This window comes from Pseudonocardia sp. ICBG601 (assembly GCF_020496245.1).
Genome location: NZ_JAHLJA010000152.1, coordinates 550659 through 562612, shown reverse-complemented (window position 1 = coordinate 562612; position 11954 = coordinate 550659). Strand labels below are relative to the sequence as shown.

The window sequence follows — 11954 nt, the reverse complement described above, 5'->3', positions numbered from 1 at the left end:
CGGGCCGGGTACGGCGGGGACGGGACCGCCCGCGCCCGGACCCGCCGGGATGCAGCCCGTGGCCGAGGCACCGGGCTGCATCCCGGGACGGATCCGGGACGCGATGGCGTCCCGTCGTCGTCAGAGCTGGTAGGTCGAGTTGATGATCGCGCCCTTGCGGGCGTAGTGGATGAGCGCGTCCTGGACGTCGAGCGGGTGCGTCGGGATGACGCCCTCGATCAGGTCCTCCTCACGGGCACCGTGCAGCGACAGCCCGAAGCGGCAGCAGAACACCTTGCCGCCCTCGCTCATGAACGTCTTGAGCTGGTCGTTGATGTTGTGCTCGCCGGGGAACGCGGACGTGCCGGTCGTCGGGAAACCGCGGGTGGCCAGGCAGTTCAGCGAGCCCGGACCGTAGAAGTACATGGCCGACTCGAACCCCTTGCGCAGCGCACGGGTCGCCTGCAGCACGGCCACGAAGCTGACCGAGGACTCGTGCGCGATGCCGTGCACCAGGGTGAAGTAGGTCTCGCCGTCCTCGGCCTGCAGGTCCGGGAAGACCTTCGTCCCGCCGTAGATGCTCGAACCCTCGGGCAGCGAGGGGTGCGGGATCTCCTCGAGGCTCTTCTTCTCGATGTCGGACAGCTCGGCGCTGGTCATGGGGATGCTCCTCGTGGTGTGACGGATCCACGCCGGGAATACGGGTGCGTGGGAGCGCCGGGGGAGGGAGAATGCGATGGAATCGGGTCCCACCGTTTCCGGCGAGCACTACGACACCAGTGATCTGTTGCCGGAACGTTGAGAGCGGACTACGACGACAATTCCGGATCCGCTCTTTGTGACCGTTGTGTTGCGTAACACGGGGCAATGCTCCCGTCGTCCGAACGACACGATCCGGTAATACGACGGGTCGACCGTGGGGCCGTTCCCCTGATCCCCCCACGAGGAGGCCCCATGACCGCGGTGATCCGGCGCGAGGACCGGCGCACCCCGCCCGCCCGGCTGGACGGCGAGCACCGGACGGTGGTCGTCGTCGGCGGCGGGCAGGCGGGGCTGTCGATGAGCCGCTGCCTGGACGTGCGCGGCATCGACCACCTCGTGCTCGAACGCGACGTCGTCGCCTCCTCCTGGAAGCGGCACCGCTGGGACACGTTCAGCCTGGTCACGCCGAACTGGCAGTGCGACCTGCCGGACTTCCCCTACGCCGGGCCGGACCCGCACGGGTTCATGGTCCGTGGCGAGATCGTCGACTACCTGGAGGCCTACCGGGCGTTCGTCGACCCGCCGCTGCTCGAGGGCGTCGCGGTGACCCGGCTGCACCGCGACGAGCGGGGGACCTTCGTCGTGGAGACCTCCGCCGGGACGTGCACCGCCGACCAGGTCGTCGTCGCCACCGGCGGGTACCACACGCCGCTCACCCCGCCGCTGTCCGAGCCGCTGCCGGCCGGCATCACGCAGATCGGGTCCCAGGACTACCGCAACCCCGGCCGGCTGCCGCCGGGGGAGGTGCTGGTGGTCGGGTCGGGGCAGTCCGGCGCCCAGATCGCCGAGGACCTGCACCTGGAGGGGCGCAGGGTGCACCTCGTCGTCGGGCACGCGCCGCGGGTGGCCCGCTTCTACCGGGGCCGTGACGTCACCGACTGGCTCGACGAGATGGGCTACTACCGGATGCCGGTGACCCGGCACCCGCGCCGCGAGGCCGTGCGCGCCCAGGCCAACCACTACGTGACCGGCCGCGACGGTGGTCGCGACATCGACCTGCGCCGCTTCGCCGCCGAGGGCATGCGGCTCTACGGCGCGCTCACCGACCACACCGGGGGGAGCCTCACCTTCGCTCCCGACCTGGAGTCCTCACTGGACCACGCCGACGAGGTCAGCGAGTCCATCAAGGACACCATCGACGGCTGGATCGCCGACGAGGGGATCGACGCCCCGGTCGAGGAGCGCTACACCCCGGTGTGGCGCCCGGAGCGCGAGGTCACCGAGCTGGCACTGGCCGGCACCGGGATCACCTCGGTGGTCTGGTGCATCGGGTTCCGGCAGGACTTCTCGTGGATCGACCTGGGCGTGTTCACCGGCCGCGGCTCGCCCGTGCACAGCCGCGGCGCGACGGGCGTCCCCGGGCTGTTCTTCCTCGGCCTGCCCTGGCAGTGGACCTGGGGGTCCGGGCGGTTCTCCGGGGTGGGCGCCGACGCGGCGTTCCTCGCCGAGCGGATCCGCTCCCAGCGCGGCCTGACCTCGACCGGCGGACGCGGCGACGTCTGCAACGTCCTCGCCCTGGGGTCCTGAGTGGACGGTTCGGCCGACCCGGCCGACCCGGCCGACCTGGGCGGGACGACGGGCTGGGGGCGGGTCGTCGCCCCGGCCGACGTCGAGCCCGAGCCTCCCTTCGCCCGGCCCTGGGAGGGGCGGGCGTTCGCCATGACCGCGCTGACCATGGGCCGGATCTCCGGGCGCAACCTGGACGCGTTCCGGCACGCACTGTCCCGGTTGGACCGCACCCGTTACCTCGACGACGGCTACTACGGCCGCTGGCTGCACGCCGCCGAGCTGATGCTCGTCGACTCGGGCGTCCTGGCGCCCGGCGCGGTGGAGGCACGGGCCCGGCGCGGTCGCGGCGAGGACGTGCCCGAGCCGGCCGACCCACCGGTCGCGAAGCCCGACTACGCGCCCACCGCGCCCGGGTCGCTGCGGACCGTCGACGCCGCCCCGCGCTTCGCCCCCGGCGACCCGGTCCGCGCCCGCCGCGAGCCCCCGGACGTCGCCCCGCCCGCGCCGTCGGCGGGCCCGGTCGGCCGCGGTCCGTGCAAGCTGCCCCGCTACCTGCGCGGGACGCCCGGCGCCGTGACCGCGGTGCGGCCCGCACACGTGCTGCCCGACACCCACGCGGTGTTCGCCGGTGAGCACCCCGAGCACGTGTACACCGTCGCGTTCGCCGCGCCCGACCTGTGGGGCCCCGGCGCGGACCCGCACGTCACCGTGCACGCCGACCTGTTCGAGTCCTACCTGGAGCCACGATGACCGACGACGATCCCGGTCCGGCGCTGCGCACCGCGGCGCTGGAGGAGCTGCTGGTCGAACGGGGGCTGGTGGACCCGGCCGTCGTCGACGGGTTCGTGCGCACCTACGAACGCGACGTCGGCCCGCTCAACGGCGCGACGGTCGTCGCCCGCGCCTGGACCGACCCGCGGTTCCGGGAGTGGCTGCTGCGCGACGGCACCGCGGCCATCGCCTCGCTCGGGTTCACCGGACCGCAGGGCGAGCACATGGTGGTGCTGGAGCAGACCGAGCAGGTGCACCACGTCGTGGTCTGCACGCTGTGCTCCTGCTACCCGTGGCCGGTCCTCGGGCTGCCCCCGAGCTGGTACAAGGACCCCGCCTACCGCGCCCGGGTCGTGCGGGAGCCGCGGACCGTGCTCGCCGAGATGGGGCTCGACGTGCCCCCGGAGCGGCGGATCGAGGTGTGGGACTCCTCGGCCGAGGTCCGCTACCTGGTGCTGCCGCGCCGCCCCGCGGGCACCGACGGGCTCACCGCCGAGCATCTCGCCGGGCTGGTCGGGCGGGACGCGATGGTCGGGGTCGCCGAGGCGGTGGCGCCGTCGTGAGCGCTCCGCTGCTCGACGTCGCGGGCCCCGCCGCCCCGCCGCGCGCCAACGGCGAGCTGGTGTTCGCCGCGCCCTGGGAGGGACGCGCGTTCGGGCTGGCCGTCGCGCTCGCCGAGGCGGGGGTGTTCACCTGGGACGGCTTCCGCGACCGGCTGGTCGCGCGGATCGCCGCCGACCCCACCGCCCCCTACTACGGCTGCTGGCTCGCCGCCTGCGAGGACGCGCTCGTCGCCGCGGGCCGGCTGGACGGGGACGACGTGTCCACCCGCGCCGCGGGCCTCGCCGCCCGCCCGGCCGGTCACGACCACAACCACGACCACGCCGGTCACGGCCACGGTCACGTTCGGTAGGAGAATGCATACCGGTGGTGACGGAATGGTCCGGTGATCGCATTCCGCGCATTACCCCACACGAATGTGGAACGGAACCGTGCCGACCCGATCGGGGTCGTGCGCGACCCGGCCGGTGTCACCGCTCGGTAACCGATCATGTTTCCGCGGGGCCGATGGGCCCCTTCGCGGATAGATTGGTGCCATGAGCGGATCCGGGTCGGTGGTCCTGCGGACCGTCGCCTGGTGTGCCGGGGTTCTGCTGGTGGGTGCCGGTGTGCTGGCCGCCGTCGTCGTCGGGTTCGGCGCGCTCGTCGCACCGGGGGAGGCGCGCGCGTCCCGCGAGATCGACCCGGCCACCGAGTTCGCCCGGCTCGCCGTCGACGACCCGGCCGCCGCGCTGCGCTCGTGCACCCCCGCCCGCGGGACCCTCGTCGACGCGCTGTCCGGGGCGCTCCCGCTCGGTGCGGTGCCCGGCGCCGACCGGTTCACCGCGACCGACGGGGACCTCACGTTCGTCTCGGCGCCGATCACCGGCACGCTGCGCGGCGCCGGGGACCGCGCCGTGTGGGTGTGGGGGCGGCAGGGCTTCGCCGCCGTCACCGACGACGCGCGCGCCCTCACCCCCGAGCTCCCCGGGCCGTCGCTCTACGCCACCGGCCCGGACGCGGCCGGCGCGGTCCGCGCCGTGACCTGTGTGGAGGCCGCGCAGCGCGCCGACCGCTCCGGCACCGCGCCGACCCAGGGCCCGGTCGCGCCGCGCTGAGCCGACCGTTCCGGGGTCGCGCCGACCCGGGGCCCGGTCGCGCCGTGCTGAGGCGGGCTCAGCCGCCGGGCAGGATCAGACAGCTCGACGTGGCCTCCCCCAGGAGGCGGCCCTCGGCGTCGGTCAGCTCGCCCCGGGCCAGTGCGGTGCGGCGCCCGGCCTGCACGACGTGGCCGGTGCACGTCACGGTGCCGGTGTCGACGGTGATCCGGCGCAGGAAGCGCACCGACAGGTCCAGGCTGGTGTAGCCGGTCCCGGCGGGGAGCGTGGAGTGCACCGCGCACCCGCAGGCGGAGTCGAGCAGCGTGGCGTACACCCCGCCGTGCACCGAGCCGATCGGGTTGTACTGGTGCTCGCCGGGTTCGAAGGCGAACGCGACGCGCCCGTGCTCGGCGGAGACGGCACGGAACCCGACGAGGCTCGCGATGGGCGCCCCGGGGAGGCGGCCGTCGACGATCCGGCGCAGGTACTCCAGTCCGTCCAGACCGGACGCGGCGGCGGCGAGCACCATCGGGTCGGTCCACTCGTGCTCGCGGCGGCGCGTGGCGGTGGCCGGGCCGGTCGTGGGTTCTGCTGCGGAGGTCATCGTGGCTCCTGCTCGGGGACGGGGGCTCCGGGGCCCGGTTCGAGGTGGACGTCGTCGGCGCGGCCCAGGCGGTGTCCGGCGGCGCACACGCTCACCAGGCGCACCGGGGCAGCACAGCCGGTGTGCACGCGGACCACGGGCGGGCCGGCGTCGCCGGCGAGGTGCCGGTCGCCGAAGTCCATGAGCGCGGCCAGGACCACGCCCAGGTCGCGGCCGCGGCGGGTCAGGCGGTACTCGGCGCGGGTCCGGGCGCCGGGCTCGCGGTAGTCCACCCGTTCGACGACGCCGTCGCCGACCAGCTCGGACAGCCGCCGACTCAGGACGGTGCGCGCGACGCCCAGGCCGCGGGCCAGCTCGTCGAAGCGGGCGACCCCGCGGCCGAGGTCGCGCACGAGCAGCACCGTCCACGGGTCGGCCAGCAGCGCCGCGGTGCGGGCCACCGAGCACACCTGGGACGCCGCCGCCGTCCGTGCGTCCATTCCCGCCTCCTGGGTATCGATGCGCTACTCAGATGGGGAGCGTAGCCCGGCGCGGCGGACGGCGACAGGGCCCGGTCCCGTCGTGCGCGATTGATCGTGCGCACAGCGGGAAGCCGGGTGGGGACAACGTACGAGCACGAGACCGAGGAGGAACCCACGGTGGCGAACGAACTGCAGGGCCGGACCGTCGCGATCCTGGCCGCGGACGGCGTGGAGAAGGTCGAGCTGGTCCAGCCCCGCGAGGAGCTGCAGAAGGCCGGCGCCCGGGTCGAGGTGGTCTCGCTGTCCACGGACCCGATCCAGTCGATGTCGGCCGACATCAACCCGGACGAGAAGCTCGACGTCGACCGGGCCGTCGCGGACGTGTCCGCCGACGACTACGACGCCCTGGTGCTGCCCGGCGGCACCGTGAACCCGGACAACCTCCGGGCCGACGCCACCGCGGTGGCGTTCGTGAAGGCCTTCTTCACGGCGGGCAAGCCGGTCGGCGCGATCTGCCACGGCCCGTGGACGCTGGTCGAGGCCGACGTGGTGAAGGGCCGCACCCTCACGTCGTTCCCGAGCATCCGGACCGACCTGCGCAACGCCGGCGCGACCGTCGTCGACGAGCAGGTCGTGAACGACGAGGGGCTGGTCACCAGCCGCAACCCCGACGACCTCGACGCGTTCTGCGCGAAGCTGATCGAGGAGTTCGCCGAGGGGAAGCACCCGGTGCACCCGGAGGGTGCGACCGCCTGACCCGCCCGCACGACGCGACGGGCCCGGCACCCCGAGCGGGGGCCGGGCCCGTCCGCGTCCGGGTCAGCCCTCGACGGGGCCGGCCATCTGTGCGGCGTCCTCGGGGTGGTCGCGGCACCGGTCGGTGTCGGGGCGTGCCTCCAGCCGCTCGTCGTCGATCTGCTCGCCGCACACGTCGCAGCGTCCGTACTCGCCCTTGTCCAGACGGGTCAGCGCCGCCCGGACCCGCGCGGTGCGGGCCCGGCGGGTGTTCTCGTCGAGGTCGTGGGCCATGGTCTCGTAGGCCCGCGAGCCTTCGTCGCCGAAGTCGAGACCCTCGCCGACGCGGTCGTCACCCGGCGCCGGCCGCTCGGTCACCGCCGAGCTGTCCTCCAGCTGGTCCAGCTCCTCGGTCAGCAGGGTGCGTGCCCGCTGCGCGTCCATCGGGTCTCCTCTCGTGCCGCGCGACCGGACGGCCGCACGGGAACCGGACTACCCCACCGGCGGGCGCGCACACGCACGCCGTTTCCCCCCGGGCGACGCGGGTAGGCGCGGCGTGGCCGACGGGTGCGGCCGTGGTCCTCCCCGGTCGCACCGCCGGCGCACCGTCCCGGCCCGTCGACGGGTTCGTCCCGTAGCCGGTCACGGACCGATCGAGAGGGAGCCCCGTGTCCGACAGTCCGCCCGCCCAGCAGCAGAGCCCGCCCGGTGACACCGGTGCGATGGACCCCCGGCCCCGCGACGAGATGCGCGGCTACCAGGGCCGCGACCTGCTCGCCGGCACCGTCGCCCTGGTCACCGGTGGTGACTCCGGCATCGGGCGCGCGGTGTGCGTCGCGTTCGCCAAGGAGGGCGCCGACGTCGCCCTGGCCTACCTGGAGGAGCACGACGACGCCGAACACACCGCCGGGCTCGTCCGCGCCGAGGGGAGGCGCTGCCTGACCCTTCCCGGGGACCTCGGAGACGCCGCGCACTGCGCCGACATCGTGCGGCGCACCGTCGAGGAGCTGGGTGCGCTCGACACCGTCGTGAACAACGTCGCCACCCAGGAACCGGTCGACGCGCTCACCGACATCGAGGACGACGCCTGGCTGCGGACCTTCGAGGTCAACATCCACAGCTACTTCCGGGTCACGAAGGCGGCCCTGGAGCACCTGCCCGACGGCGGCGCGATCGTGAACACCGGATCGATCAACGGCCTGCGCGGGAACAGGAGCCTCATCGACTACTCGGCCACCAAGGGCGCGGTGCAGTCGCTGACCTACTCGCTCGCGCAGTCGCTGACCCCCCGCGGCATCCGGGTCAACTGCGTCGCCCCGGGTCCGGTGTGGACGCCGTTGATCCCGGCGACGATGCCGCCCGACACGGTCGACGGGTTCGGCGAGCAGACCCCGATGGGTCGTCCCGCGTCCGCGGACGAGATCGCGCCGTCCTTCGTGTTCTTCGCGGCGCCGCGGCTGTCGTCGTACTACACCGGCGAGGTGCTCGCACCGGTCGGCGGGGAGACCCTGCCGGGCTGAGCGTCCGGGCCCCGCCGCGGCCTGCGGCCCGGCGGGGCTCCTCTAGTCGTCGGCCAGCTCTAGTCGTCGGCCAGCCGCTCGCGCAGCCGCGCGAGGGTCCGTGACAGCAGTCGCGAGACGTGCATCTGCGAGATGCCCAGCTCGGTGGCGATCTGGGACTGGGTCCGGTCGCCGTAGAAGCGCAGGACCAGCATCCGACGCTCCCGTTCGGGCAGCTCGTTGAGCGCCGCCCGCATCCCGGGGCCGTGCGCCGCGAGGTCCAGGGCCGGGTCGTCGGAGCCCATCCGCTCGGCGAGCGACAGGCCCTCACCGGAACCGTCGTCGCCGACCGGCGCGTCCAGGGACTTGGCGTGGTGCGACTCCAGCGCGCCGAGCGCATCGACGACCTCGCCGATTGGCACGCCGACCTCGGCCGCGATCTCCGAGGGGCGGGGCGGGCGGCCGAGGCGCTGCCCCATCTCGTCGGCGACCCGGCCGACGGTGACGGCGAGCTCCTTCAGGTCACGCGGGACCCGCACCGCCCAGGAGTAGTCCCGCAGGTGGCGCTTCATCTCGCCGCGGATGCTGGGGACCAGGTAGCCGAGCGGGCCGCCGGTCGCCGACGACGGATCGTAGCGGTCGACCGCCTTGACCAGGCCGAGCATGCCGGCCTGCTCGATGTCCTCGACGCCCCGGCCGGGGGCGGCGAAGCGGCGGGACAGGTTGCGCACGAGTGGACGGAACTCGCGGATCACGTACTCGCGCAACGCATCGCGGCCCGGCGTGCCCGGCGGGGTCCCGGCCAGCTGGTCGAGATCGGGGATGAGGTCGTCGTAGCCCCGTCGGCCGTCGCGGGAGGTCGTCGCGGGCCGGGTGGGCAGAGTGGGACTTCGCATGGTCCCTCGCAATCGCCGATGGCAGGTGCGGGGTCCGCTGCACGGTTGAACGGATCTCGTGTGGACCGGTGGGCGGGCGGACCCGCGTCGGCGGTGTCCTGCGTGCCCGGTTCCGGCAGCCCGACCGTAACCCCGGCCCGGGCGGTCCACAATGCGGGGCGGGGGACCGCGGTGCGGCTCAGGCCCGGGCGTGCGGCGGCGTCACGAACACCGCGGTGTCGTAGTAGGTGCGCAGGGCGGTGACCGTGCCGAGGCCGTCCTCGTCGGTGGCGTCGGTGAGATCGAGGACGGTGACACCGCGCACGGTCACCGGGCCACCCCCGGCGAGTACGGCGTCGCTGTGCCATTCCAGTGCGACCGAGTCCTCGGTCTGCACGGCGTGGCGGAAGGTCGTCGCGACGTGGTCGAACGGAGAGCGGTACTCCTGCCAGAACGCTCCGAGATCGGTGCGGGCCCCGCGGCCGTCGAGGCGCTCGGCCGTCGCACCGTCGCGGAAGCGGGCGAGCAGGTCCTCCGCCCCGCCGTCCCGCTCGAACGCCTGCAGTGCGTCGGCGAAGGCGCGGACCTGCCGGTCGGTGAGCCCCGTGTCCTGGGGGCCGGAGTGGTCGCGGCCGGAGTCGTGCGGTGCGGTGTGTCGCTGCATGGTGCGCGACTACCCGCCGGAGGCGTTCCGACCCGTCTCGGAGCGGACGCGTCCGGCGGGCTGCCGGTGGGGCCGCGACACCGGCCCCGGCAGGTCCGCTCAGGCGTCGGTCTCGACGACGGTGGCGCCCTCGGCGGCGCGCTGGACCGCCTCGCAGCCCTTGTGGGCGGCCGACTTGCTCTCGTAGGCCTCGCCGACGGCGACGACCTGCCCGTTGCTCGCCTTCAGCCGGAACCGGAACTTCCCGCCCCGGTCCTCGTACACCTCGAACTTGCCTGCCACAGGGGCCTCCTCGGCTTGATCGACCACCGCTGGTTGGTGCGGATGGCCGCGCACGTTAGCCCAGATGGCGTTGCGACGGGCAACGGAGTGTGCCCCTCGTCGGGGCGGGCCGGGCAACCCTCCCCGTGTGTGAGGGTAGAGTCCGGTCCTCCGGCGGCCCGGCCGGTGCACTTGCCGGGCCGTCCCGGCGGCGAGAGGAGGGTGCCGTGGGTCAGGACGACCGTCCCGCCGACCCCGATCGGGTACCGGTCACCCGGGTCGAGGTGCTGGACTTCGTGGGTGAGCTGTTCGGTCACGGTCCGGTGCCGCGTGCGGCGCTGCTGGCCGCGGCCCGCGCCGAGGACGCCAGGGCCCGCCTGCACGAGGTGCTCGATGCCGCCCTGCCGGACCGCCCGCTGACCGGGCTGGACGACCTGTGGCGCCACGTCGACGTGCCCGAGGACCTCGGCGCGGTGCGCGGGCTGCCATCCCCGCGCTAGTCGTCCGCGTCGCCGGTCCGCGGCTCGGACAGCGCCCGCAGCTCGCGGGAGAGCAGCTCCAGCCCGTGGATCCGGGCGTGCAGCGCCTCGATCCGCGACTCGGCGGCGGTGCGGTAGAGCGCCAGCCGGTCCCGGGCGTCGTCGCCGACCGGGCGGCCCGCGTCGAGGTCGGCGCGGGCGCCGTCGATCACCGCCATCAGCGCGCGGATCTGGTCCAGGCCGAGGTCGAGCGGCTTGAGCGTCTTGACGAACCGCAGGCGCTCGACGTCGTCCTCGGTGTAGAGACGGAAGCCGCCGGTGCTGCGGGCCGACGGCGTGACCAGCCCCAGCTCGTCCCAGTGCCGGATGGTGCGCAGCGACAGCCCGACACGCGTGGCCACCTCACCGATCTGCTGCACGACACCACCTCCCCTCGACCGTGCGGCCCCGACCGTACCGCCGGGCCCGGGACGGTCTCAGCGGGCTCTCAGCGGGGCGGGCGTTCTCAGGGGCGCCACAGCGAACCGTCCCTAGCGTCGTCGACATGCCGACTGCACTGGTCACCGGAGCGAGCCGCGGGCTCGGCGCCGTCTACGCCCACGAGCTCGCCGAGCGCGGATGGTCCGTCGTCCTCGTGGCGCGCGACGCCGCCCGCCTGGCCGACGTCGCCGAGCGGGTCGGCCGCGCCACCGGCGCCATCGTCGAGATCCTGCCCGCCGACCTCACCGACCCGGCCGGGCTGGCCGCCGTCGAGCGCCGGATCACCGACCGGGACCTGCCGATCGAGCTGCTGGTCAACAACGCGGGCGTCGAGACCGACGCGGTCTTCGCCGAGGCGCCGGTCGAGGCGCTGACCGGCGAGATCGACCTCAACGTGACGGCCCTGATGCGCCTCACCCGCGCCGCGGTCCCGGCGATGACCGCCCGCGGCCGCGGCGGCGTCCTCAACATCGCGAGCTTCGCCGGGTACCTGGCCTCGGGCGGCAACGCCTACGGCGCGTCGAAGTCCTGGGTGCTGGCGTTCAGCGACACCGTCGCGGCGTCGCTGCACGGCACCGGCGTCACCGTCACCGCGGTCGCCGCGGGCCGGATCCGGACCGACGACGACCCGCAGGGCCCGCTGTGGCTCGACCCCCGCGACGTCGTGCGCCGCTCGCTCGACGACCTCGCCCGCGGCCGCACGCTGTCCGCGCCGGGCTGGGTGTACCGGGCGCTGGTCGGCTACCTGGAGGCGCCGCGCACCGCGCTGCGGCTGGCCGCGCGGGTGGCGGGCCGGGGCCGGGAGCGCTGCGAGCGCCTGGAGCGGGGGAGCGGGCACACCCGGCCGTCGCCGGTCCCGACGCCGTTCCGTGACGCGCCCGCCCCGGCCCGGCCGCTGCCGGCCGTCGCGGTGCACGCGGTGGGCCCGGCGACGCCGGTGCCGCCGGTCCTGCCCGAGGAGCCGGCGCGGCCCGCGCACGTCGCCGCCGCGACCTTCCCGGCGCCGCGCGTGTCGGGCACCGGCCCGCTGCCCGTCGTGACCCGTCCGGCCGGGACCGGGGCCGCGCCGGTCCGCCCGGCCGCCGCGCGGGCGGCCGCCTCCGCGACGGCCCGCGCCGCCGTCCGCAGGCTGCCCGCCGCCCCGCGTCCGGTGCAGCAGGCCCGCGACGCCGCGACCGTCCGGCTCGCCGCGGGCTGACGATCTAGGGTCGGCCCCGGGACGTCGTCGTCGGCCA

At 74.9% G+C, this 11954-nt stretch carries 17 protein-coding genes; 9 read left to right on the top strand and 8 right to left on the bottom strand.

The window, feature by feature from the left end:
- Positions 1 to 120 precede the first annotated feature (120 nt).
- A complete protein-coding gene (locus KPL57_RS53005; protein ID WP_226357972.1) occupies positions 121 to 639 on the bottom strand; it encodes an MSMEG_0572/Sll0783 family nitrogen starvation response protein in 519 nt (172 codons plus the stop codon).
- 294 nt (positions 640 to 933) lie between these two features.
- On the opposite strand from KPL57_RS53005, the gene KPL57_RS53000 reads away from it, so the two are divergent.
- The 5 genes from KPL57_RS53000 (at position 934) to KPL57_RS52980 (ending at position 4679) form a co-directional block, all read left to right on the top strand.
- A complete protein-coding gene (locus tag KPL57_RS53000) occupies positions 934 to 2268 on the top strand; it encodes an MSMEG_0569 family flavin-dependent oxidoreductase (RefSeq protein WP_226357971.1) in 1335 nt (444 codons plus the stop codon).
- Positions 2269 to 3000, top strand: coding sequence for an SH3-like domain-containing protein (locus KPL57_RS52995; protein ID WP_226357970.1), 732 nt, complete (start codon positions 2269 to 2271; stop codon positions 2998 to 3000).
- Positions 2997 to 3584 carry a nitrile hydratase subunit alpha gene (gene nthA, locus KPL57_RS52990; RefSeq protein WP_226357969.1) on the top strand — a complete coding sequence of 196 codons (588 nt, stop codon included), beginning with the start codon at positions 2997 to 2999 and terminating at the stop codon, positions 3582 to 3584. Before KPL57_RS52995 ends, nthA begins: the two co-directional genes overlap by 4 nt.
- A complete protein-coding gene (locus KPL57_RS52985; RefSeq protein WP_226357968.1) occupies positions 3581 to 3934 on the top strand; it encodes a nitrile hydratase accessory protein in 354 nt (117 codons plus the stop codon). Before nthA ends, KPL57_RS52985 begins: the two co-directional genes overlap by 4 nt.
- 184 nt (positions 3935 to 4118) lie before the next feature.
- Complete coding sequence (locus KPL57_RS52980) at positions 4119 to 4679, top strand: hypothetical protein (protein WP_226357967.1); 561 nt, start codon at positions 4119 to 4121, stop codon at positions 4677 to 4679.
- A 58-nt stretch (positions 4680 to 4737) separates the two neighbouring features.
- Here the strand turns inward: KPL57_RS52980 and KPL57_RS52975 are convergent, their stop codons facing one another.
- Entirely contained in the window at positions 4738 to 5265 is a 528-nt protein-coding gene (locus KPL57_RS52975; RefSeq protein ID WP_226357966.1) for a PaaI family thioesterase, read from the bottom strand.
- Entirely contained in the window at positions 5262 to 5744 is a 483-nt protein-coding gene (locus tag KPL57_RS52970; protein WP_226357965.1) for a helix-turn-helix domain-containing protein, read from the bottom strand. Before KPL57_RS52970 ends, KPL57_RS52975 begins: the two co-directional genes overlap by 4 nt.
- Before the next feature lie 159 nt (positions 5745 to 5903).
- On the opposite strand from KPL57_RS52970, the gene KPL57_RS52965 reads away from it, so the two are divergent.
- Entirely contained in the window at positions 5904 to 6482 is a 579-nt protein-coding gene (locus KPL57_RS52965) for a type 1 glutamine amidotransferase domain-containing protein (RefSeq protein ID WP_226357964.1), read from the top strand.
- 63 nt (positions 6483 to 6545) lie between these two features.
- On the opposite strand, the gene KPL57_RS52960 is transcribed toward KPL57_RS52965, so the two are convergent.
- Positions 6546 to 6905: a TraR/DksA C4-type zinc finger protein gene (locus KPL57_RS52960; protein WP_208824327.1), complete on the bottom strand. Its 360-nt coding sequence runs from the start codon at positions 6903 to 6905 to the stop codon at positions 6546 to 6548.
- A gap of 278 nt (positions 6906 to 7183) precedes the next feature.
- Between KPL57_RS52960 and KPL57_RS52955 the strand changes: the two genes are divergently transcribed.
- A complete protein-coding gene (locus tag KPL57_RS52955) occupies positions 7184 to 7981 on the top strand; it encodes an SDR family oxidoreductase (protein ID WP_226358040.1) in 798 nt (265 codons plus the stop codon).
- Between the two features lie 59 nt (positions 7982 to 8040).
- On the opposite strand, the gene KPL57_RS52950 is transcribed toward KPL57_RS52955, so the two are convergent.
- The 3 genes from KPL57_RS52950 to KPL57_RS70915 all read right to left on the bottom strand — a co-directional run bounded on the left by KPL57_RS52950 (position 8041) and on the right by KPL57_RS70915 (position 9781).
- Entirely contained in the window at positions 8041 to 8856 is an 816-nt protein-coding gene (locus tag KPL57_RS52950; RefSeq protein WP_226357963.1) for a sigma-70 family RNA polymerase sigma factor, read from the bottom strand.
- A gap of 178 nt (positions 8857 to 9034) precedes the next feature.
- Positions 9035 to 9499, bottom strand: a complete 465-nt coding sequence (locus KPL57_RS52945; protein ID WP_226357962.1) for a nuclear transport factor 2 family protein — start codon at positions 9497 to 9499, stop codon at positions 9035 to 9037.
- A 99-nt stretch (positions 9500 to 9598) separates the two neighbouring features.
- A complete protein-coding gene (locus tag KPL57_RS70915) occupies positions 9599 to 9781 on the bottom strand; it encodes a DUF1508 domain-containing protein (protein ID WP_178374004.1) in 183 nt (60 codons plus the stop codon).
- 206 nt (positions 9782 to 9987) lie between these two features.
- Between KPL57_RS70915 and KPL57_RS52935 the strand changes: the two genes are divergently transcribed.
- The gene (locus tag KPL57_RS52935) at positions 9988 to 10260 is read left to right on the top strand and encodes a hypothetical protein (protein ID WP_226357961.1); all 273 of its coding nucleotides are present in this window, start codon (positions 9988 to 9990) and stop codon (positions 10258 to 10260) included.
- On the opposite strand, the gene KPL57_RS52930 is transcribed toward KPL57_RS52935, so the two are convergent.
- Complete coding sequence (locus tag KPL57_RS52930) at positions 10257 to 10658, bottom strand: MerR family transcriptional regulator (protein WP_062396303.1); 402 nt, start codon at positions 10656 to 10658, stop codon at positions 10257 to 10259. The two genes, KPL57_RS52935 and KPL57_RS52930, sit on opposite strands and share 4 nt — an antisense overlap.
- A 125-nt stretch (positions 10659 to 10783) precedes the next feature.
- On the opposite strand from KPL57_RS52930, the gene KPL57_RS52925 reads away from it, so the two are divergent.
- Positions 10784 to 11917: an SDR family oxidoreductase gene (locus KPL57_RS52925; RefSeq protein WP_226357960.1), complete on the top strand. Its 1134-nt coding sequence runs from the start codon at positions 10784 to 10786 to the stop codon at positions 11915 to 11917.
- The last annotated feature ends 37 nt before the right edge of the window (positions 11918 to 11954 follow it).